18 protein-coding genes and 1 pseudogene are annotated in these 20,583 nt (G+C 72.6%); 8 read left to right on the plus strand and 11 right to left on the minus strand.

Features of this window, described 5'->3' with window-relative positions; genetic code table 11:
- Nucleotides 1-13 precede the first annotated feature (13 nt).
- Genes ACLJQM_RS24485 through ACLJQM_RS24505 form a run of 5 tightly spaced genes read right to left on the minus strand, consistent with a single transcriptional unit; the run spans nt 14 to nt 3,919 of the window.
- Complete coding sequence (locus ACLJQM_RS24485) at nt 14-1,240, minus strand: styrene monooxygenase/indole monooxygenase family protein (protein ID WP_360780302.1); 1,227 nt, start codon at nt 1,238-1,240, stop codon at nt 14-16.
- Nucleotides 1,241-1,259: 19 nt separating this feature from the next.
- Nucleotides 1,260-1,880, minus strand: a complete 621-nt coding sequence (locus ACLJQM_RS24490) for a GTP-binding protein (protein WP_247023893.1) — start codon at nt 1,878-1,880, stop codon at nt 1,260-1,262.
- Nucleotides 1,855-2,250: a DUF742 domain-containing protein gene (locus ACLJQM_RS24495; RefSeq protein ID WP_360780300.1), complete on the minus strand. Its 396-nt coding sequence runs from the start codon at nt 2,248-2,250 to the stop codon at nt 1,855-1,857. The genes ACLJQM_RS24490 and ACLJQM_RS24495 overlap by 26 nt, the downstream gene beginning before the upstream one ends.
- On the minus strand, nt 2,250-2,687 hold the full coding sequence (locus ACLJQM_RS24500) for a roadblock/LC7 domain-containing protein (RefSeq protein ID WP_086856585.1): 438 nt from the start codon (nt 2,685-2,687) through the stop codon (nt 2,250-2,252). The genes ACLJQM_RS24495 and ACLJQM_RS24500 overlap by 1 nt, the downstream gene beginning before the upstream one ends.
- The gene (locus ACLJQM_RS24505; RefSeq protein WP_410632906.1) at nt 2,684-3,919 is read right to left on the minus strand and encodes a sensor histidine kinase; all 1,236 of its coding nucleotides are present in this window, start codon (nt 3,917-3,919) and stop codon (nt 2,684-2,686) included. Before ACLJQM_RS24505 ends, ACLJQM_RS24500 begins: the two co-directional genes overlap by 4 nt.
- A 350-nt stretch (nt 3,920-4,269) precedes the next feature.
- Between ACLJQM_RS24505 and ACLJQM_RS24510 the strand changes: the two genes are divergently transcribed.
- From ACLJQM_RS24510 to ACLJQM_RS24525, 4 genes are all read left to right on the plus strand, one after another.
- Nucleotides 4,270-4,935, plus strand: a complete 666-nt coding sequence (locus ACLJQM_RS24510) for a TetR/AcrR family transcriptional regulator (RefSeq protein WP_247023896.1) — start codon at nt 4,270-4,272, stop codon at nt 4,933-4,935.
- Complete coding sequence (locus ACLJQM_RS24515) at nt 4,929-6,662, plus strand: ABC transporter ATP-binding protein (protein ID WP_410632907.1); 1,734 nt, start codon at nt 4,929-4,931, stop codon at nt 6,660-6,662. Before ACLJQM_RS24510 ends, ACLJQM_RS24515 begins: the two co-directional genes overlap by 7 nt.
- Nucleotides 6,659-8,668 (plus strand): ABC transporter ATP-binding protein, encoded by a 2,010-nt coding sequence (locus ACLJQM_RS24520; protein WP_360780289.1) that lies wholly within the window; start codon nt 6,659-6,661, stop codon nt 8,666-8,668. The genes ACLJQM_RS24515 and ACLJQM_RS24520 overlap by 4 nt, the downstream gene beginning before the upstream one ends.
- A gap of 275 nt (nt 8,669-8,943) precedes the next feature.
- Complete coding sequence (locus tag ACLJQM_RS24525) at nt 8,944-10,011, plus strand: DNA polymerase ligase N-terminal domain-containing protein (protein WP_360780286.1); 1,068 nt, start codon at nt 8,944-8,946, stop codon at nt 10,009-10,011.
- Here ACLJQM_RS24525 and ACLJQM_RS24530 read toward each other — a convergent pair.
- The 4 genes from ACLJQM_RS24530 to ACLJQM_RS24545 form a co-directional block, all read right to left on the minus strand.
- Nucleotides 10,001-10,381, minus strand: a complete 381-nt coding sequence (locus tag ACLJQM_RS24530) for an SPW repeat protein (protein WP_410632908.1) — start codon at nt 10,379-10,381, stop codon at nt 10,001-10,003. The genes ACLJQM_RS24525 and ACLJQM_RS24530 overlap by 11 nt on opposite strands.
- Before the next feature lie 90 nt (nt 10,382-10,471).
- Nucleotides 10,472-10,981, minus strand: coding sequence for a hypothetical protein (locus ACLJQM_RS24535; protein WP_247023900.1), 510 nt, complete (start codon nt 10,979-10,981; stop codon nt 10,472-10,474).
- Nucleotides 10,982-11,080: 99 nt separating this feature from the next.
- Nucleotides 11,081-14,041, minus strand: coding sequence for a BTAD domain-containing putative transcriptional regulator (locus ACLJQM_RS24540; RefSeq protein WP_410632909.1), 2,961 nt, complete (start codon nt 14,039-14,041; stop codon nt 11,081-11,083).
- A gap of 103 nt (nt 14,042-14,144) precedes the next feature.
- Nucleotides 14,145-14,849 (minus strand): DJ-1/PfpI family protein, encoded by a 705-nt coding sequence (locus ACLJQM_RS24545; RefSeq protein ID WP_360780275.1) that lies wholly within the window; start codon nt 14,847-14,849, stop codon nt 14,145-14,147.
- A 100-nt stretch (nt 14,850-14,949) separates the two neighbouring features.
- Here ACLJQM_RS24545 and ACLJQM_RS24550 point away from each other — a divergent pair, with 100 nt between their 5' ends.
- Both ACLJQM_RS24550 and ACLJQM_RS24555 read left to right on the plus strand, forming a co-directional pair.
- Complete coding sequence (locus ACLJQM_RS24550; RefSeq protein ID WP_247023902.1) at nt 14,950-15,927, plus strand: GlxA family transcriptional regulator; 978 nt, start codon at nt 14,950-14,952, stop codon at nt 15,925-15,927.
- A 71-nt stretch (nt 15,928-15,998) separates the two neighbouring features.
- A complete protein-coding gene (locus tag ACLJQM_RS24555; protein WP_410632910.1) occupies nt 15,999-17,918 on the plus strand; it encodes a YibE/F family protein in 1,920 nt (639 codons plus the stop codon).
- A gap of 29 nt (nt 17,919-17,947) precedes the next feature.
- On the opposite strand, the gene ACLJQM_RS24560 is transcribed toward ACLJQM_RS24555, so the two are convergent.
- Together ACLJQM_RS24560 and ACLJQM_RS24565 are read right to left on the minus strand one after the other, a co-directional pair.
- A complete protein-coding gene (locus tag ACLJQM_RS24560; RefSeq protein ID WP_247025153.1) occupies nt 17,948-18,589 on the minus strand; it encodes a hypothetical protein in 642 nt (213 codons plus the stop codon).
- A gap of 2 nt (nt 18,590-18,591) precedes the next feature.
- A complete protein-coding gene (locus ACLJQM_RS24565) occupies nt 18,592-19,158 on the minus strand; it encodes an MBL fold metallo-hydrolase (protein WP_410633252.1) in 567 nt (188 codons plus the stop codon).
- Nucleotides 19,159-19,305: 147 nt separating this feature from the next.
- On the opposite strand from ACLJQM_RS24565, the gene ACLJQM_RS24570 reads away from it, so the two are divergent.
- Together ACLJQM_RS24570 and ACLJQM_RS24575 are read left to right on the plus strand one after the other, a co-directional pair.
- Nucleotides 19,306-20,184: a peptidylprolyl isomerase gene (locus tag ACLJQM_RS24570; protein WP_247023904.1), complete on the plus strand. Its 879-nt coding sequence runs from the start codon at nt 19,306-19,308 to the stop codon at nt 20,182-20,184.
- A gap of 85 nt (nt 20,185-20,269) precedes the next feature.
- Nucleotides 20,270-20,443: pseudogene (locus tag ACLJQM_RS24575) on the plus strand (aminodeoxychorismate lyase); the annotation flags it as partial.
- Nucleotides 20,444-20,583: the final 140 nt, after the last annotated feature.

Genomic DNA, 20,583 nt, shown 5'->3' on the forward strand with positions numbered 1-20,583 from the left:
GCGACAGTGCGACCTAGACCTCTGCCAGGTACTTCTCCCAGAGTGCGGGGTCCATGAACCAGTTCTGGAAGTCCGTGGGATCGGTGAACCCGTTGGCGAACCTGCGGGCCACGGCCGGATTCTGCCCCGCGACGCCGAGGATCTGGAGCACGTGCGGGGGCGGCGGAAGCAGCAGCGCGTTGGTCCATTCGGTGACGTGCCGGGCGTACTCCCAGTAGCGCTCGAACGTGGCGTCCATCCACTCCGCGTCGAACGGCCGGTCGCCGTGCTCGAGGATCGCGGTCAGGTAGGTCGCCGCGCAGTGGCTCGCGTTGTTCGAGCCCTGCCCGGTGATCGGGTCGTTCGCCACGACGACGTCGGCCATGCCCAGCACCCGCGCCCCGCCCGGCAGGGTGCCGACCGGGTTGCGCACGACGGGCGTGTACCCGCCGGCCAGCGCCGCCTTGCCGTCGGTGAGTTCGGCGTCGCGGCAGCGCTCGTACTCCCACGGCACGAACTGCCGCATCAGGTCGAGCAGCCGCGTGAAGTGCTCGGCCGGTGCCGGGTGGTCGCCGAAGCAGTCCAACGGCCCGCCCGGGACACCCTCGAAGAAGAGGATGTCGCAGTTCCCGCTCAGCGTGTACGCCGGGATCATGAACAGCTCGCCGACGCCGGGCACGATGTTGAACCGCACGGCCTGCTTGTCCGGGTGCTCCGGCCGCGGCCGCACGCCGTGGGCGTAGACCAGCGAGAGCGCGCGCATCGGCTTCGTGTACGGCGACCGCTCGGGCACGCGGTCGAACAGCTGGACCAGCTCGCCCTTGCCGGCCGAGACGATCACCAGGTCGTAGAGCCGGGACAGCGCGTCCAGTTCGGACGTCATCACGCCGTGGATGACGAGCTTGCCGCCGCGGTCCTCGAACAGCTCCAGCCAGCCCGCCATCTTCACGCGCTGGTCGACCGACTGCGCGTAGTGGTCGAGCTCGGCGAACCAATCGAGCGCGCGGCCGCCGTCCGGCGCCGCCACCGACACGCCGAGGCCCTCGACACGGACGGTCTCGTCCTCCCACTGGTTCAGCCCGAGGTCCCGCTCGTGCTGCAGCGCGTCGTTGAACATGCACTGCGTCGACATCACCCGCCCGGCCCGGATCTCCTCCGGCGTCCGCGCGGACATCACCGTGACGTCGTAGTCCTTCGCCAGCAGCCCGAGGGCCAGCTGCAGCCCGGACTGGCCGGCGCCCACGATCAGGACTCTGCGCATGAAGCTCTTCTCTCCTCGTTCAGGCCTGCGGGACGCTGCCGGCCAGCTCGCGCGGGCCGGACAGCACGGCGAGGGACAGCGTGTGGCCGACCAGCTCGGTCAGGGTGGCGATGGTCGAAGCCCGGTCGCGGGCGTCGCAGGTGACCAGCGGGACGCTCGGGTCGAGGGCGAGCGCGTCCCGCACCTCGTCGAGGTCGTGCACCGGCATGCCCTCGAACTGGTTGACCGCGACCACGAACGGCAGCTCCGAGTCGTTCTCGAAGTAGTTGATCGCCGCGAACGACTCGTCGATCCGGCTGGTGTCGACGAGCACGACCGCGCCGAGCGCGCCGCGGCTCAGGTCGTCCCAGAGGAACCAGAACCGCGCCTGCCCCGGGGTGCCGAACAGGTACAGCAGCAGGTCCGGGCGCAGCGTGATCCGCCCGAAGTCCATCGCGACGGTCGTCGTCGACTTGCCGCCGGGCGGGATGTCGTCGACGCCTTCGCCGGCCTCGGTCATCCACGCCTCGTTGCTCATCGGCGGCACTTCCGACACCGCGCCGACGAACGTGGTCTTGCCGACACCGAAGCCCCCGGCGACGACGATCTTCGCGGAGATCGTCAGCAGATCGCCCTCAGGCGGGGAGCCGCTTGAGCCCATCAAGGATCCTCTCGAGCACGTTGGTGTCGTGGTGGTAGGCGTGCGCGGTGGGGTGGACGAACACCGCGCCCTGGGAGGCGAGGTCGCCGATCAGCACCCGCACCACGCCCAGCGGCAGGTCCAGCCCGACCGACAGCTCGGCGATCGAGGACCGCACGCGGGCGCGTTCGTAGAGCGAGCGCGACTCGGGCATCAGCGTGTCGCTCAGCGCCGGGTCGTACTGCGGGACCGAAACCAGCGTCTCCACCAGCAATTGGTGGCGGGTGCTGGTGCGGCCGCCGGTGAGCGCGTACGCCCGGATCCGGCGGCTGCGCCGCGGCAAGGCGGTGTCCTTCTCGGACACGGGGATCACATCCTCGGGCACGCCCATCACACCCGCGGCCGGCGCGCGGTGAGCACCTGGCGCAGTTCGGCGCGCACCTCGGGGGTGAGCGCGTGGCCGGCGTTGGTGATGAACTGGGTCATCTCGTAGGCGACCACCTTCATGTCCGCGTCGCCCGTGGTCAGCACCGCGAGCCCGGCACCGGAGCCGATGCCCATGAAGAGGAAGTAGCCGTGGGTGAGCCGGATGATGATCTGCTCGCAGGCGCCCTTCCCGAACAGCGCGGCGCTGTTGCCGGCCAGCGAGAGCAGGCCGCTGGCGATCGCGGCCAGCTGCTCGGCCTCCGCTTCGCCGACCGAGTCCGACGCGGTGAGCGGGAAGCCGTCGACGCTCATGATCAGCGCGTGGCTGACGCCGTGCACCTTGCGGACGAAGTCGTCGAGCAGCCAGGCGAAGTTCGCCGGTGCCGGGTGGGGGGCGCTCACGAGGCGGTTCCTCCGGGCGTTTCGTCCTGCTGGTGGTTTTCGGCGCGCGCGGCCCGCTCGCCGTCGGCGAAGGCGCCGAGGTCGGCGAGCAGCTGCTCGTGCCCGTTCGCCGCCGGTTCCGCGGCCGGGGGCGGCGGTGGCGGTTCGGGCGCGGCACCGCGGATGCTGCCGGGCACGCGCCGCGGCAGGCCGTTGGCGGTCGTGCCGCCGGTGGCCCGTTCGACCGGCCGCGGCCGGGGTGTGGGCTTGCGCGGCACCGGCGCGGGCTCCTCCCCCGGGAAGGCACCCGGGCGGCGGCGCGGCAGCCCGCCGGCCGCGACCGGCTCGCCGCCGGTCTTCGCCGGTTCGATCGTGACGGTCCGGGCGCCCGACCAGGCGTTGTCGGCGAGTTCGGTGACCACGCCGGTGGGCAGCAGCACGGTCGCGACCGTGCCGTGCGGGCTGCGCCGGTCCAGGCGGACGCTGACGTCGTGCCGCGCGGCGAGGCGGGCGACGACGGCGAGGCCCATGTGCCGCGCCGAGGCGTCGTCGAGGTCGCCGCCCGCGGCCAGCCGCCGGTTGAGGCCGTCGACGCGGTCGGCGGGGATGCCGATGCCCTCGTCCTCGATCCGGACGAGCACGCTGCCCTGCTCGGTCAGGTGCGCGCTGACGTGCACCGGCGAGCTGGGCGAAGACTGGTTGGCGGCGTTGTCGAGCAGCTCGGCGAGCACCCGGCCCAGGTCTTCGGCGGCGAAGCCGACGACCCCGAGGTTCACCACGCGGCCGATGGTGATCCGGGCGTAGTGGTCGATCGAGGACATCGCGGCGCGCACGAGGTCGAGCACCGAGGTCGCGCGGGCGGCGTCGTCGGCGGTGTCCTGCCCGGCCAGCACGCGCAGGTTCTCGGCGTTGCGCCGCAACCGCGTGGCGAGGTGGTCGAGCTGGTAGAGCTCGGCGAGGCGGTGGTGGTCCTCCTCCCCCGCTTCGAGTTCTTCGAGCCGCGCGAGGAGCTGGTCGAGCAGGTTGAGGTCACGCAGCGCGACACTGGCGCAGATCTCGGCCAGCACGCCCTCGTTCCGCGTGTCCTCGGGGGTGATCACCTCGGGCCGCGACAGCTCCGCGATGGCCGGCCCGGCCGCGGGCTCGTACCCGGGGTGCTTCGGCGGCGCGGTGAGGTACTGCGCGGCAGCGACCCGCGAACGGTCCAGCAGGACGCGTGATCGATCCAGGAGTTCCCGGGCCCGGCTCGCCATGTGGTCCCACTTCTTCCTTGCTCAGGTTCGGCAACGACAGCATCGCGCCGACCCCCGGGCGGCGATGCCGGACATGCAAGCAGAAAGGTTCGTCGGATGTCCACAGCGGGTCCCCGTCCGATCGCGCGGGGTGATCGGTTTTCGGCGCCGTCGCTGCTGGTGAGCGCAGCGGACTAGGCCATTCGGTTCATTTTTGCATCTTGCACCTGGCAACAGAGCGCACACGACGCCCGATACCGCAGGCAACCGGGGCTCCTGCCGCGAAATCCCAGGTCACGCCCGATTCGTCCGAAAATTGCGGGCCACGCACTTTTTTGCGGGGCACGCAACTTTTTCGCTACACTCCGTTCATGCCGTCGGACCCACCACCCCAGCTGACCCTGCGCGAGCGCAAGAAGCGCGAAGCACGCAAGGCGCTTGCCCAAGCCGCGCTGCGGCTGACGCTGGACCGCGGCTTGGAGAACGTGAAGGTCGAGGACATCGCCACCGAGGTCGGCGTGTCACCCCGCACATTCAACAACTACTTCTCCAGCAAGGAGCAGGCGGTCTGCTCGGTGGTCGTCGACCGGCACGAGGGGATGCGCGAGGCCCTGCTCGCGCGGCCGGACGGCGAGCCGCTCTGGGATTCGGTCAAGTACGCGGTGCTCGAGCAATATTCGCGTGAGGGCGAGCCCGATCGCGCGTATGTTGCGCGTATCCGTGAGCTGATGGGACGGCTCATGCTGCGTGGCGAGTTCCTCAACGCCCACGCGGCCGTCGAGCGCGTCCTGGCCGAAACGATCGCGAAACGGGTGGGCGGTGTGGACCACCTGTTGTGCCGGCTGATGGCGGCCTCGGTGGAAAGCGCTGTCCGCGTCGCCTTCACCAACTGGTTCACCACCGAAGGCGAACCGTTCCTGCCGATCCTGGAACGGCTGCTCGACGAGCTTTCCGCGGGGATGCCCACCCTGACCGCCGGCACCGCTGCTCCGCAACCCGAACCGACCACCACCGCACTGGGGGAATCGTTGTGCTAGTCAAGCTCCTGCGCAGTCACCTGCGCCCGTACCGGAGCACCTTGTGGGTGATCGTCCTGCTGCAGCTCGTGCAGACGATCGCCATGCTCTACCTGCCGACGCTGAACGCCGACATCGTCGACAACGGCCTCATCAAGGGCGACATGGACTACATCCTGCGCGTCGGCGCGATGATGCTCGTCATCACGCTCGCGCAGATCGCCGGCTCGATCGGGGCGGTGTACTTCGGCGCCCGCACCGCGATGGCGGTCGGCCGCGACATCCGATCCGGCGTCTTCCACCGGGTGCAGGACTTCTCGGCCCGCGAAGTCGGCCAGTTCGGCACGCCGTCGCTGATCACCCGCACCACCAACGACGTCCAGCAGATCCAGATGCTGGTGCTGATGACGCTCACCCTCATGGTGTCGGCGCCGATCATGTGCGTCGGCGGGATCATCCTCGCGCTGAACCTCGACGTCCCGCTCTCGTCGCTGCTGCTGGTCATCGTGCCGGTGCTGGCCGTCGCGGTCGGCACGATCATCGCCAAGATGCGCCCGGCGTTCCGGCTGATGCAGGAGCGCATCGACCGGATCAACCAGATCCTGCGCGAGCAGATCATGGGCATCCGCGTGATCCGCGCGTTCGTCCGGGACTCCCACGAGCGGGAGCGCTTCGACGTCGCCAACGATCAGCTGCTCACCGTGTCGCTGCGGGTCGGCAAGCTGATGGCGCTGATGTTCCCGATCGTCATGCTGGTGATGAACGCCTCCAGCGTCGCCGTGCTGTGGTTCGGCGGGCAGCGGATCGACTCCGGCAGCATGCAGATCGGCGCGATGACCGCGTTCCTGTCCTACCTGCTGCAGATCCTGATGGCCGTCATGATGGCCACGTTCATGTTCATGATGGTGCCGCGCGCCGAGGTCAGCGCCGAGCGGATCAGCGAGGTGCTCGACACCGAGTCGAGCGTCCGCCCGCCGGTGTCGCCGATCCGGCCCGGCGCGGTGCACGGGCACCTCGAGCTCGCGAACGTCGAATTCCGCTACCCCGGCGCGGAAAAGCCGGTGCTGTGCGACATCTCGCTGATCGGGCGGCCGGGTGAGACCACCGCGGTGATCGGCTCGACGGGTACCGGCAAGACCACGCTGCTCAACCTGATCCCGCGCCTGATGGACGCCACCCGCGGCACGGTGAAGGTGGACGGCGTCGACGTCCGCGACCTCGACCCGGCGGTGCTCGCCCGCGCGGTCGGGCTGGTGCCGCAGAAGCCGTACCTGTTCGCCGGCACGGTGGCGAGCAACCTGCGCTACGGCAACCCGGACGCGACCGACGAAGAGCTGTGGCACGCGCTGGAAGTGGCGCAGGGCAAGGACTTCGTCGAAGCGATGGCGGAGGGGCTCGAAGCGCCGATCGCCCAGGGCGGCACGAACGTCTCGGGCGGTCAGCGCCAGCGGCTCGCGATCGCGCGGATGCTGGTGCACAAGCCGGAGATCTACCTGTTCGACGACTCGTTCTCCGCGCTCGACTACGCGACCGACGCGGCCCTGCGCCGCGCGCTGGTGTCGGAAACGGCCGAGGCGACCGTCGTCATCGTGGCGCAGCGGGTCAGCACGATCCGCAACGCCGACCGGATCATCGTCCTCGACGAAGGCCGCGTCGTCGGCACCGGCACCCACCACGAACTCATGGACGGCAACGAAACCTACCGGGAGATCGTGCTGTCCCAGCTCACCGAACAGGAGGCGGCGTGAGCACCACGGAATCGCCCAAAGCCGCCGTGACCGAGGCCGGGGAACGGCCGACCGCCGAGCGGCACAAGAACACCGGTGCCGCGACGGTCGGGCCCGGCCGCTGGATGGCCGGCGGCGCGCCGCCGGAGAAGGCGCTCGACTTCAAGGGTTCGCTGAAGCGGCTGCTGCGGCTGCTGCGCCCACAGCGGGCCGCGCTCATCGGCGTGCTCGTGCTCGGCGCGGCCAGCGTCACGCTCACCGTGATCGGGCCGAAGATCCTCGGCCAGGCCACCGACGCGATCCTGGCCGGCGTGCTCGGCAAGCAGGTGCCGCCGGGCGTCACCAAGGAGCAGGTCGTCGCCGGGCTGCGCGCCCGCGGCGACGGCACGCTCGCCGACATCTACAGCCGCGTCGACCTGGTGCCCGGCGTCGGCATCGACTTCGACAAGGTCGGGCAGATCCTGCTCACCGTGCTGGCGCTGTTCGTGATCTCGTCGTTCTTCGGGCTGATCCAGGCCCGGCTGACCACGACCCTGGTGCAGCAGGCGGTGTACCGGCTGCGCGAAGAGGTCGAGGCCAAGTTCTCGCGGCTGCCGCTGAAGTACTTCGACCGCCAGCCGCGCGGCGAGGTGCTTTCCCGCGTCACCAACGACATCGACAACCTGGCGATGTCGCTGCAGCAGACGCTGTCGCAGATCGTCTCGTCGCTGCTGACGGTGGTCGGCGTGCTGATCATGATGTTCCTGATCTCGCCGCTGCTGGCGCTGATCGCGCTGCTCACGGTGCCGCTGTCGGCGGTCGTGGCGGCGAAGATCGGGAAGCGGGCGCAGCCGAACTTCATCAAGCAGTGGTCGACGACCGGGAAGCTCAACGCGCACGTCGAGGAGATGTACACCGGGCACTCGCTGGTCAAGGTGTTCGGCCGCCGCGACGAGGCCGCCGCGGTCTTCGACAAGCAGAACGAAACGCTGTACGAGGCGAGCTTCCGGGCGCAGTTCATCTCCGGCATGATCCAGCCGGCGATGATGTTCATCGGCAACCTGAGCTACGTGCTGGTGGCGGTGATCGGCGCGCTGCGCGTCGCGTCGGGCAGCCTGACGCTCGGCGAGGTGCAGGCGTTCATCCAGTACTCGCGCCAGTTCAGCCAGCCGGTGACGCAGATCGCGAGCATGGCGAACCTGCTGCAGTCCGGCGTCGCCTCGGCCGAGCGGGTGTTCGCGCTGCTCGACGCCGAGGAGCAGGCCCCGGAGCCCGCTTCGCCGGAGCGGCCCGCCGAGATCCGCGGGCGCGTCGAGTTCCAGGACGTCTCGTTCCGCTACCTGCCGGAGAAGCCGCTGATCGACGACCTGTCGCTGACGGTCGAACCCGGCCAGACGGTCGCGATCGTCGGCCCGACCGGCGCGGGCAAGACGACGCTGGTCAACCTGCTCATGCGCTTCTACGAGCTGGACGGCGGGCGGATCACGCTCGACGGCGTCGACATCGCGAAGATGAACCGCGAGGAACTGCGCGACCAGACCGGCATGGTGCTGCAGGACGCGTGGCTGTTCGGCGGCACGATCGCGGAGAACATCGCCTACGGCGCGGACGACCCGAGCCACGAGGAGATCGTCGAAGCCGCGAAGGCGACGCACGTGGACCGCTTCGTCCGCACGCTGCCGGACGGGTACGAGACGGTGCTCGACGACGAAGGCGGCACGGTCAGCGCGGGCGAGAAGCAGCTGATCACGGTCGCACGGGCGTTCCTGGCCAAGCCGGTGATCCTGATCCTCGACGAGGCGACCAGCTCGGTCGACACCCGCACCGAGGTGCTGATCCAGCGGGCGATGAACTCGTTGCGGAGCGGCCGGACGAGCTTCGTGATCGCGCACCGGTTGTCGACGATCCGCGACGCCGACGTGATCCTGGTGATGGAGCACGGCCGGATCGTGGAGCAGGGCGACCACGAGACGCTGCTGCACAGCGGCGGCGCGTACGCGCGGCTGTACGCGGCCCAGTTCGCCGAGGCGATGGCCGAGACGGACTGAGACCGGGTTTTCGGAAGCCCTTCGCCCTCGGCGCGGGGCCTCCGCGGCTTTCCGCGGTCACCCGCGCTGGAAGCGCGGCCCGGCCGGGCGGCCTGCACTGTCATGAACGACCCTTTCACCTCGCCAGACGCGGTGAAAGGGTCGTTCATGACGTCCGCTCCCGGGAATCGTGGTCCGGCGTCGTGAACGAGTCGGCCATCCCAGGGCGGCCGGACGCCGCTCACCGCGCCCGGTACCCTGGAAGCTCTTGCAGCGGAAGGGGTACCGGGGCGGCCATGGCCGACAGACTCGAGGAATACCGCGGCAAACGCGGCAAGGACCGCACCCCCGAACCCTGGCCGGACGGGCCGCCGGAGCCCGGGGGCGACGACCTCTTCGTCATCCAGGAGCACCACGCCACCCGGCTGCACTGGGACTTCCGGCTGGAGCGCGACGGCGTGCTCGTCTCCTGGGCCGTTCCGAAGGGCCTGCCGCTCTCCCCCGGCGTCTCGCGGCTCGCCGTGCACACCGAAGACCACCCCATGGAGTACCTCACCTTCGCGGGCGAGATCCCCGCCGGCGAGTACGGCGGCGGCCGGATGACCGTGTGGGACACCGGGAAGTACGAAACCCTGCACTGGAACGACCACAAGGTCGAGGTCGTCTTCCACGGCGCACGCGCGCGCGGCAAGTACCTGTTCCTCAACCGGCACGACGAGGACGACCGCGACTGGACGCTGCGGCGCCTCGACCCCGCCGAGCCCGGCCACGAAGACGCGCCCGAGTTCCTCGAGCCGATGACGGCGGTCCCCGGCGACCTGCCCGCGGACGACGACGAGTGGGCGTACGAATTCGCCTGGGGCGGCCTGCGGACGATGCTGCTGGTGAGCGGCGGCCGCGTCACCGCGCACGACGAAACCGGCGCCGACGTCACCGGGCGGTATCCCGAGCTGCACAAGCTCGGCGAGGAGTTCGGGTCGACGGAAGTGCTGCTGGACGGCGAAGTCGTCGTGGTCAAGGACGGCAAGCCGCACCCGGACGGGCTCGAAGAACGGCGCAAGGCCGACGGCGCCGCCGCCAAGCGGCTCAAGGCCCACTGCCCCGTCTTCTACTTCGCGGCCGACGTCCTGCACCTCGACGGCAAGCCGACCCTGGACCTGCCCTACACGAAACGCCGGGAACTCCTCGACGGGTTCGCCGTCGAAGACCGGCACTGGCAGGTGCCCCGCTACTTCGCCGGCGGCGGCGAGGCCGTGACCGGCGCGAGCCGGCAGCACGGCCTCCCCGGCGTCGTCGCGAAACGGGCCGACAGCCCCTACCGCCCCGGTGACGGCTCGGGCGACTGGCTGCTGATCAAGAACTGACGCGGCGGGCCGGTGCCAGTCCCGCGACGACGACCACGGCGCCGGCCACGACGTTGCCCACCAGGGCGCCGGTCGACGGCGGGGTTTCGCCGCCGTGGCGGAGCAGCCACGGCGAGACGGCGGCCCACGCGCCGAGGACCGGGACGACCCAGCCGATCAGGGCGAGCCGCCGGGTGGCCGTGCGGGCGATCGCCAGCGCGATCAGGACCAGGCCGACCAGGGTGTCGCTCAGCGCGAGCACGCCCGCGCCGCCGAAGCCGGCGATCCACGGGGCCAGCACCAGGTAGAGCCCGGCCAGCAGGACGAAGCCCGCCGCCGCGCCGATCAGCGCCGTGCGCGGGCGGGGAGCCGGGGTGCTGTGCGAAGTCATCTCCTCACCTCCACCCGCTCGGGTACCCGGCCGTCGCAGCCGGTAACCGGGGCCTGCCCGCCGCCCTCGGAACGGACAGGCCCCCGGACGTCAGCAGCCGCAGGTGTAGTACGTGATGTCCCAGTGGTTTCCTTCGTCGCAGTAGAGGTTGCCGGAGCCGGCCTTCCACTGCGGGTAGCCGTCGCCGCGCAGCCCGATGTAGCCGAAGCTGTTCTTGATGTAGGCGTCGATGCAGCTGTTGTGCGCGATGTCGACCTTGTAGCCGTTGTAGTGGCTGTAGGTGCCCGACGCGTGGCCGACCTCGGTGCCGCCGGTGATGTTGATCGCGCAGCCGCTCGCCCGCTTCAGCGTGATCACGCCGCTGACCGTGCTCTGGTTGATCTGCTCGTACGACGTGCAGGTCGAGTTCGACCGCGTCGTGCAGCCCCCGCTGGACGAGTGCGTCACCCCGGCCGCGGACAGCTGCGACGCGGCCGCCGACTGGCTGAGCTTGGTCACCTCGACGCTCGCGGACGCGGTGCCGATGGTCGCGAACACGACCGTCGCCGCCGAAGCGACCAGCCCCAGTGCCGCCCGCGCCAGAATCCGTTGTCCCGGCATGCCGTTGCCTCCTCGATCCGACGATCCGTCGGCGGCAGCCAAATCGGGAGGCCCATAACTTCGCCAAACACCCGCCCGCGGGCAGGGCCGGTGCGGGCGTCAGGTCCTGATCTTCGTCAAGAGTTCACGGCTGCGGTCGCGGGCCGGGGATTCACCGCTCACGCTGGTCAGCTCCCCCAGCGCACGCAGCTCCCAGAGCGGGAACCCCAGCTCGCGGAACAGCCCGGCCGACCCGCGCAGGCACCGCGCCGCCTCGGCCGCGGCGTCTTCGGCCGCGTGCGTCCGGCCCAGGCTGAGCAGGGCGTACCCGGCGCCGCGGCGGTCACGCAGCTCCCGGAAGACGGCCATGGCGGCCAGCAGGTGCCGCCGCGCCCCCACCGGATCCCCCGCCCGGCGGCGGGCCTCGCCCAGGCTGCGGTGGGTGTAGGCGGCGGCGTGCCGGTGCCCGATCTGGTCGAACAGCGCCAGCGACCGCGTGAGGCACCGCTGCCCGTCGGCGAACTCCCCGGCGTCGGTGTGCAGGTCGCCGAGGCTGCGCAGGACGTGCGCCTCCCAGTGCCGCTCCCGCGTCCGGACGGCGCCGCCGAGCGCCCCGGTGAGCAGGTCGGCCGCCTGGTCGTGCCCACCGTGGCGGCGCAGGACGTCGGCGTAGCGCTTCGCGGCCTGGTCGTGCCAGCGGCCGTCGTCGCACTGGCGGGCCAGCAGCATGCTCACTTCGAAGCTCTCGACCGCGCCCCGCACGTCCCCGACGTCTTCGGCGAGCGACCCGAGCTGCGCCGCGGCGGCCGCCTGCCCGCGCCGGTCCCCGCAGTCCCGGAGCAGGGCGAGGGCTTCCCGCAACTCCGCTTCGGCGGTCTGCGGATCACCCCCGTCGAGGTGGACGTCGGCGAGCGCGGCCAGCGCGGTGCCGGTGCCGCGAGGGTCCTCCAGGTCCCGGTAGCGGTGCTCGGCCATGGCGAAGTAGTTCCGCGCCTGGCGGGCGTGGCCGTGCTGCCAGTGCACGGCCCCGAGGTTGTAGAGCTTCTCGGCTTCGGCCCGCGGATCCCGCCGCCGCCGGGCGGCGGCGAGCCCGAGCACGGTGACGGCCCGGGCGGCTCGGCCGAGCCACGGGGTGCCGGCGAGGGCGGTGCAGGCGTCGGCGAGCCGCTCGGTCAGGTCGTGCCAGCCGTGGGCGCCGGCGAGCCGGACGGCGGCCGCGAGGTGACTGGTTTCGGCGGCCGCCCAGGCCGCGGGATCGGCGGCGACCCGGCGCAGGACCGCGGGATCCGGCTTCGCCCCCGCCGCCGATGGCCGGCGCGCCGGACGGCCCAGCGCGTGCTCCGCCAGCGCCAGCGCGGCCTCGCACGCGCGGCGCAGGGCGGCCGGGTCGACCTCACCCGGCGGGCCCTCTGCCAGCACCAGCCGCACGAACGGCGGGATCGTCCCGGCCGCGTCCAGCAGGTGCGCCGCGGTCAGCTCGTCGAGGCGGTCGCGGGCTTCCGGTGTCGGGCGGTCGAGCAGGGCCGCCGCGGACCAATACGGGACGGCGCCCTCGAACGCGGTCAGCAGCCTCAGCAAAGCGACGTCACCGGCGGGCCGCTCGCGCAGCGCCGATGTCACCGCAGCCCGGACGCTCAGGTCGCCCGCGGTCAGCTCGTCGAGGCGTCGCCGGTCGTCGGCGAGGCGGGCCGCGAGTTCGGCGATCGGCAGGTTCGGCCGGGCCGCCAGGCGCACCCCGGCGATCCGGACAGCCAGGGCAAGGCGGCCACACCGGGCGAGAAGTCGTTGCGCCGCTTCGGGTTCCACGCGCAGCCGGGACTCCCCCGCGATCGCGGCCAGCAGCGCGTGAGCGTCCTCAGTGGACAGATCAGGCACCGGAACCGCGTGCGCGCCGCAGAGGCCGGGCAGCTCGCGGCGGGTCGTGACCAGCGTGGCGCAGCCCGGGCCGCTCGGCAGCAGGGCTCGCACCTGGGCCTCGGACGCGGCGTCTTCCAGCAGCACCAGCAGCCGCCGGTCGGCGGTGTAGCCGCGCCAGAGTCCCGGTAATCCCGTGCGGTCGGCCAGTTCCGACGGGGTCGCGCCGAGCAGGCGCAGGAAGCCGGAAAGCACCGCCGCGGGTTCGGCGGGGGCCCCGTCGGACCCGCGCAGCGATGCGGTCAGCTGGCCGTCGGGGAACCGGCGGCGGACCCGCCACGCGGCCTGGACCGCGAGCGCGGACTTGCCGGCCCCGGCGGCGCCGTGCAGCACGACCGGCGCCGGACCCCGCACCGCGCGCGTGACGTCGGCGAGTTCGGCCGCGCGGCCGGTGAAGTCGGGCACCGCGGGCGGGAGCTGGGCGGGCGGGCCCGGCGTCGTCCACTCGGTGCCGGCGATCCGGCGGTACACCGCGACGAGGTCCGCGCCCGGCCACACGCCGGCCTCTTCCCAGAGCGCCCGGCGCGTCCGGCGGAGCACCTCCAGAGCCGATTCGCGGCGCCCGACCGTGCCGAGCGCGGACGCGAGCCGGGCGGCGAAGCGCTCGTCGGCGGGCCGGGCCGCGACCACCGGGCCGAGCCGCTCGACCACCGACCGGCCGTCGCCGTCGGCGAGTTCCAGCTCGACCAGCTGCAGCAACGCCGCCGAGCGCCGGTCCTCCAGCCACAGCTTGTGCGCCTCCAGCAGCGGTCCGCCGGCGACGTCGGCGAACGCGTCGCCGCGCCAGCAGGCCAGGGCCCGCTCGAGGCCGCGGCGGCGCTGGGCGCGGTCGTCGGCACCCGCCGACAGCCACGTCAGGAACTCGTCCGCGTCCAGCTCCCCCGGCTCGACGCTCAGCGCGTACCCGCGCGGCCCGGACCGCAGCCGCTGCCCGGCCTCGGCGGCGCCGAGGCCGGGTGAGAGCGTCTTGCGCAGCTTCGACACGGTGACCTGCACGATCGCCGCGGCGCTCGACGGCGCGCCGTCCGGCCACAGCTCGTCGACCAGCGTGTCGCGGCCGACGAACTGTCCGGCGCGCGCGAGCAGCACGGCGAGCAGCCGCCGCGGCTGGGCCGCCGAGGGCAGCGGGACGGAGGCCGTCATCGGGCCGAGCACCTGGAACCGCACGGCTACAACACCCCACCCGCGAGATCACCTGATCGAGCGAGCTGAATCTAGCCGCCGGGCGCGCGGCGCGTCCCCCGATCACCCGGATGGCCGACGACGTCGGTCAGGTGTGCGCGAGCAGTTTCTCCAGCAGTTCAGGGTGGTCGGCGAGCCCCTCCCGCAGGGTGTGCTCGCGCAGCGGCTTGAGGTCGCCGAAGGGCGGGTTCGCCCAGTCCAGCGCGCCCTGCGGCGGCTCCGGGTCGTACTCGATGCCGAACTGGACGTTGGTCGCCAGCTGCCGCCCGGCCAGCCGTTCCACCAGGTGCAGCGCGAGGTCGATGCCCGCCGACACCCCGGCGGCGGTGATCACGGAGCCGTCCTCGACCCACCGCTGCGCGACCGGCGTGGCGCCGAGCCCGGCGAGGACGTCGCGGAACATCCAGTGCGTGGTCGCCTTCTTCCCCTCCAGCAGGCCCGCCGCGCCGAGGATGAGCGAGCCGGTGCAGACCGACGTCACCAGCTCGGCGCCGGCGGCCGCGGCGCGCAGCCACGCGAGGAGGCGCTCGTCGGCCATCGCGCGCAGCGTCGGCACGGTGCCACCGGGCACGAGCACCGCGTACGGCGCCGGGACTTCGTCGAAGGTGTGGCTCGGGGCGACGCGCAACGGCGTGTCCGTGCCGACGGTGCCGGTGCTCGCGCCGACGACGACGGTCCGGTAGCCGGCGTCCATCCGCGCGAGCGCGCTGAGCACCTGCAGCGGGCCGACCAGGTCGAGCGGCGTGAGGCCGGGGTACACGACGAAGGCGAGGGTCTTCTGCTCATCGGTCATGTCCCCGACCATGGCGGGCCGGGACGCCGGGCGGCGCGCCGGTGTCCGGATTCCTGCGAACCGCGTCCGAGCGCCCGGTCCGGCTGCTAGCGTGCCGATCATGTCAGGGTCACCCAGACGGGTCGTGATCGTCGGGTACGCCGACGCCGAGCTGCTGGACATCGCCTGTCCCGCCGATGTGTTCGACGCCGCGAACCGGCTCGGCGCGCGGCCGCCGTACGAGCTCCAGCTCGCTTCGGTCGACGGCCACGGCATCCGCACCTGCGCCGGGCTGGTGCTGCAGCCGCACCTGCGGCTCGACCAGGTCGCCGGCGACCTCGACACGCTGGTCGTCGCGGGTGGCTGGGGCAGCCCCGCCGCGGCGGCCGACGAGCGCGTCCTCGCCCACGTCCGGCGGCTGGCCCGCACCAGCCGCCGGGTCGCGTCGGTCTGCACGGGCGCCGAGGTGCTCGCCGCGGCCGGCCTGCTCAACGGCCGCCGCGCGACCACGCACTGGCGCTACGCGGCGAAGCTCGCGCGGGACTACCCGGCGGTGACGGTGGACCCGGTGCCGCTCTACGTCCGCCACGGCAACGTCTACACGGCGGCGGGCGTGACGAGCGGGCTCGACCTGACGCTGTCGCTGGTGGAGGCCGACCACGGCCCGTCACTGGCCCGCGAGGCGGCCCGCGCGCTGGTCACCTACCTGCAGCGGCCCGGGAACCAGGCCCAGGTGAGCCTGTTCCTGTCCGGTCCGCCACCGGAGCACCGCGAGGTCCGCGACCTGACCGCGTACATCGCCGAGCACCTCGAGGAAGACCTGGGCACGCCGGCGCTCGCCGCCCGCGCGGGCATCAGCACGCGCCAGCTCACCCGGCTGTTCGACGCGCACCTGGGCACCACGCCCGGCCGGTACGTCCGGACGATCCGCACCGAGCAGGCGGCCCGCCTGCTCTCCGGCACCGACCTCCCGCTGGCCACGATCGCCCGCCGCTGCGGCTTCGGCTCGACGGAAACCCTCCGGCAGGCGTTCCTCGACCACTTCGACACGCCGCCGTCGGCGTACCGGCGGGTGCACGTCCGCCAGGCGTACGGCTGAGGCATCCGGACGAACCGGTCGCCCGGCGGCCCCTGGCGCGGGCGCCGGGATCCCGCTGTCAGGATGTGCGGGTGGACCGCCCCGACCTCGCCGACGACGCCACCGGACCGATTCGCCGGGTCACGGACGAGGTGTCCCCTTCGCCGGGGCCCGGGACGTCCGGAACGCCGGGAACGCCCGGGAAACCGGCCCGCCGCACGCCACCGGAGGCCGGCCGCCGCCGCACGGACACCGGAGCGCAGCGGGTGCCGCCCGAGACCGGCTCGCACCGCATCCCGGCCGACGTGGCGGCTCCGCGCACCAGCCGCCGAGCCGACACGGGCGCCCAGCGGCTCCCGGCCGTCGACCTGGGCGAGACCGCCCGGACCCGTCGCGGGGACACGGGACCGCACCGCACCGCGGCCGCCGCCGACCACGCACCAGCCCGCCGCAGCGCCCAGCGAGCCCCCGCCGAAGACCAAGGCGAGACCCCACGAGTCCCCCGCGGCGCCCAGCAAGCCCCCACGGGCGACCAAACCGGCACTGCCCGGTCCCGCCGCGGAGACACCGGCCCGCAGCGCGCCGCCGATCAAGCCGACAGCGCGCCACCCCGCCGCGGCGCCCAGCAAGCCCCAGCCGTCGGCCAAACCGACACCGCCCGGCCCCGCCGCGGAGACACCGGCCCTCAACGCACCACTCGGCGTGGCGACACCGGCCCCCAGCGCGCCGCCGCGAGTTCCCAGCCGCGCACACCGGCCGAACCCGAAACCGGCCACGGGCATGGCCACGGCCATGGGCACGGCCCCGCCGCCCCCGCGTCGCGCCGGGTCAAGCTGCTCCTGATCTGGCTGCTCGCCCCGCTGGCCCTCGCCACCGTCGTCGGCATGGTCGTCCTCTACCCCTGGGGCAAGGCGTCCCCCACGAGCGTCGTCCCCCAAGGCACGCCCGTCCACGCGAACATCACCGCCACCGCCAGCGGCCCCTGCCTGGCGCAAGGCCAGGTGCAGGTCGGCGACCAGACCGACCCGAACGCGAAACCCTGCCTGACCGTCGACCTCACCATGACCGACGGGCCGGCGAACGGGAAGCAGCTCAAGCTGACCGTCCCGATCGAGCCCAGCACCCCGCGGTTCGCCGCCGCCGACGCCGTCGTGCTCGCCTACAACGGCGGGAACGCCGATGACCCGGCCAGTTTCCAGCTGGTCGACTTCCAGCGCGGGACGCCGCTGTTCGTACTCGCCGCGCTGTTCGCCGTCGCCGTGCTCGTGCTCGGGCGCTGGCAGGGGGTCGCCGCGCTCGTCGCGCTCGGGCTGTCCTTCGTCGTCATCGCGCTGTTCATCCTCCCGGCCATCCTCGCCGGCGAAAACCCGCTGGTCGTGGCGATCGCGGGAGCGGGTGCGATCATGTTCATCGCGCTCTACCTGACCCACGGGCTGTCCGCGAGAACGTCCGCCGCGGTGCTCGGGACGCTCGTCAGCCTCGCGCTCATCGGCGTCCTCGCCGCGATCTTCTCCGCCGCCGCCTCGCTGACCGGCCTGGACGACAGCACCTCGACGCTCATCGGTTCGCTCGGCCACGGCATCGACGCGCGCGGGCTGCTGCTCGCCGGCGTCGTGATCGGGGCGCTCGGCGTGCTCGACGACGTCACCGTCACCCAGACGAGCGCCGTCTGGGAGCTGCGCCGGGCCAACCCGGACCTGACCTGGCAGGAGCTTTACCGCTCCGGGCTGCGGATCGGCCGCGACCACGTCGGGTCCGCGGTCAACACGCTCGTGATGGCCTACGCCGGGGCCGCGCTGCCGGTCCTGCTGTACTCGTCGATCTCCGGGGTCGGGCTGGGCGCGCTGCTCGGCAGCGAGGACATCGCGCAGGAGATCATCCGGACGCTCGCCGGCAGCGTCGGCATCGTCGCGGCCGTCCCGGTGACGACGGTCCTGGCCGCGCTGATCGCCTCCCGCGAGCCGGCGGCCCACCTCAGCAGCACCACGAAGGCCGTTCCGTCCCACCCGTGACACCGGCGCGGCCGCCCGCGAGGACGACGTCAGTCGAGCGTCGCCACGAACCGGCTGACGGCTTCCATCGTGAAGCGCTGGACGTACTTGCCCGACGGCGCCACCGACGCCAGCCGGTAGAGCGGGCGCTCGGCCACGCCGGAGCCGCGCGCCTCCGCCTTCAGCTCGGCGACCAGCAGCTCGCCGAAGACGAGGCCGTTCGCCTCGGTGTTGTTCATCAGCGCGTTCGCCAGCTTCCGCAGCTGCAGGATGCCCAGCTCGCGCCCGCCGGTCCCGGAGAACACCGCGAGGTCCACCTTCGCGACCTTGCCGCGCTGCCCCGCGTTGACCAGCAGGCTGACCGTGCGGCTGCCCCGGACGTCGCCGACGACGAGGTCGAGCCGGGTCGCGGCGACCAGGTCGACCCGGCGCAGGCCCCAGGTGCGCACGAGCAGCGTCGAGCCCTCCAGCCAGACGCGGCGCCGGATGCTCACCGCCATCACGTACAGCAGCGGCAGGGCGATCACCAGCGCGACGATCAAGCCCGGCACCGTGCCGCCGATCAGCCCGGCGACGCCGCCGAACGCCGCGGCCACGATGACCACGCCGATCAGGCCCGAGATCCCGCGGCGACGGCGTCCGCGCGGGTCCTCCTCGAACAGCGCGATCCGCTCGGTCGTCTCCTCGGCCATGCTCACGCCCCCGTCCCGGCGAGGAACGGGTTGCCCGCGCGTTCCCGGCCGATCGTCGTCGCCGGGCCGTGGCCCGGCAGCACCACCGTGTCGTCCGGCAGGTTCGCCACCAGCTCCCGCACCGCCTCCGCCACGTCGCCGCGGCCCACCGACCCGGCGAACAGCGTGTCGCCGGTCAGGGCGAGCCGCCCGCCTTCCGCCGTCTCCAGGACGAGCACCACCGAACCCGGGGTGTGCCCGGGCGCGGGCCGGACGTCGATCTCCAGCCCGGCGAAGGTCCCGGCTTCGAGCGGGACGCTGGCACCGTCGTGGAGGTCCGCGTCGGCCGGGTGCAGGTGCAGCGGGACGCCGTGCTCGGCCGACAGCGAAGCGGCCGAAGCGACGTGGTCGGGGTGCCCGTGGGTGGCCACGAGGGCCGCCGGGACCAGCCGGTGCTCGGCGAGCGCGGCGGCCAGCGGCGCGGCCACCTCCTGCCCCGGATCCACGACCACGCACGGCCCGCCGGCGGCCTCCGCCAGCAGGTAGCAGTTGGCCTGCAGCGGGCCGCTGCCGAACCCGACGACGAGCACCGAACGCCTCCCGGACATCCGCGCCGGATGGCGCCGATCACGATCGGGTTGAGACTAGCGGGCCCTGTACATGGTCCTCACAGGCTGTGCCCATACACTGCCGCTACCTCAGACGTGTGACACGAGCGGAAACCTGGAGGGTACGGGGTGGCGACCAACCAGCAGCGCCGCGAAGCTGCGAAGCGCAAGCTCGAGAGGCAGCTCGAGCGCCGATTGGAGCAGCAGAAGCGACGCAGGAGGATCGGCGCCGGTGTAGTCGGCGTGGCGGTCCTCGTCGTCGCGGGCGTGGTGGTGTGGATCGTGAGCGCGAACGGCGGTGACAGCACCGACACGGCCGCGTCGTCGTCCTCGGCCACCCCGCCGCCGACCGAAGTCCAGATCCCGACGCAGCGCACCGCGCTGCCGAAGCGGGCCACGGCGCTGCCGAACCCGACGACGTGCGACTTCAAGGCCGACACGACGGGCAGCAAGGCGCCGAAGAAGGTGAACACGCCCGACGGCAAGAACGTCCCGTCGACCGGCACGGTCAACGTGACGCTCAAGAGCACCGCGGGCGACATCCCGCTGACGCTCGACCGGGCGCTCGCGCCCTGCGCCGTGCAGAGCTTCATCAGCCTCGCGAAGCAGAACTTCTACAACGACACCATGTGCCACCGGCTCGGCACCGAGGGCCTGCAGATGCTGCAGTGCGGTGACCCCTCGGCCACCGGCGACCCGACGACCGACGGTCAGGGCGGCCCGGGCTACACGATGCCGGACGAGGCGTTCCCGGAGATCAAGTACGGCCGCGGCATCCTCGCCATGGCGAAGACGTCCGCCCCGAACTCCGGTGGCAGCCAGTTCTTCATGGTCTACGGCAACGCCGAGGGCCTCCCGGCGGACTACTCGGTGTTCGGCAGCATCAGCGACGAGGGCCTGAAGGTGCTCGACGCGGTCGCCAAGGCGGGCATCGCGAACCCGAACCCGCAGGACGGCACCGGTGCGCCGACCAAGCAGGTCAAGTTCACGGGCGTCACCGTCGCGTAGTGCCGCCCGCTACGAGCTGAACGGGGATCCGCTCGGCCCGGACGCCGCGCTCGCGGGAATGGTCTCCTACGGCCACTTCACCGCGATGCAGGTCCGGGACGGGCGGGTCCGCGGGCTCGCGTTCCACCTCGAACGGCTCGCGACGAGCACCCGGCTGCTGTTCGGCACCGACCTCGACGTCGAATTGGTGCGTTCCTACGTCCGGCAGGCGATCGACGCCGAACCGGCGCTTTCGCTGCGGGTCCTGGTGCTGACGCGCTCGTTCGACGAGCCGATGCGGCCGGAGATCCTCGTCCGGACACTCCCGCCGCACCCGCCGGGTGCACTGGCCGGGTTCGACGACGCGTTGTTCGTCGACCACGCCGGCCGGATCAGCGAAGCGTCGATCTGGAACGCCGG

It is taken from the genome of Amycolatopsis sp. cmx-4-83 (assembly GCF_046548815.1).
Taxonomy (GTDB): Bacteria; Actinomycetota; Actinomycetes; order Mycobacteriales; family Pseudonocardiaceae; genus Amycolatopsis; species Amycolatopsis pretoriensis_A.

What these genes read in the sequence shown, in the direction of transcription:
- ACLJQM_RS24485 (WP_360780302.1), bottom strand. Translation starts at nt 1,240, where the DNA reads ATGCGCAGAGTCCTGATCGTGGGCGCCGGCCAGTCCGGGCTGCAGCTG.
- ACLJQM_RS24490 (WP_247023893.1), bottom strand. Translation starts at nt 1,880, where the DNA reads ATGGGCTCAAGCGGCTCCCCGCCTGAGGGCGATCTGCTGACGATCTCC.
- ACLJQM_RS24495 (WP_360780300.1), bottom strand. Translation starts at nt 2,250, where the DNA reads ATGGGCGTGCCCGAGGATGTGATCCCCGTGTCCGAGAAGGACACCGCC.
- ACLJQM_RS24505 (WP_410632906.1), bottom strand. Translation starts at nt 3,919, where the DNA reads ATGGCGAGCCGGGCCCGGGAACTCCTGGATCGATCACGCGTCCTGCTG.
- ACLJQM_RS24510 (WP_247023896.1), top strand. Translation starts at nt 4,270, where the DNA reads ATGCCGTCGGACCCACCACCCCAGCTGACCCTGCGCGAGCGCAAGAAG.
- ACLJQM_RS24525 (WP_360780286.1), top strand. Translation starts at nt 8,944, where the DNA reads ATGGCCGACAGACTCGAGGAATACCGCGGCAAACGCGGCAAGGACCGC.
- ACLJQM_RS24530 (WP_410632908.1), bottom strand. Translation starts at nt 10,381, where the DNA reads ATGACTTCGCACAGCACCCCGGCTCCCCGCCCGCGCACGGCGCTGATC.
- ACLJQM_RS24535 (WP_247023900.1), bottom strand. Translation starts at nt 10,981, where the DNA reads ATGCCGGGACAACGGATTCTGGCGCGGGCGGCACTGGGGCTGGTCGCT.
- ACLJQM_RS24545 (WP_360780275.1), bottom strand. Translation starts at nt 14,849, where the DNA reads ATGACCGATGAGCAGAAGACCCTCGCCTTCGTCGTGTACCCCGGCCTC.
- ACLJQM_RS24550 (WP_247023902.1), top strand. Translation starts at nt 14,950, where the DNA reads ATGTCAGGGTCACCCAGACGGGTCGTGATCGTCGGGTACGCCGACGCC.
- ACLJQM_RS24560 (WP_247025153.1), bottom strand. Translation starts at nt 18,589, where the DNA reads ATGGCCGAGGAGACGACCGAGCGGATCGCGCTGTTCGAGGAGGACCCG.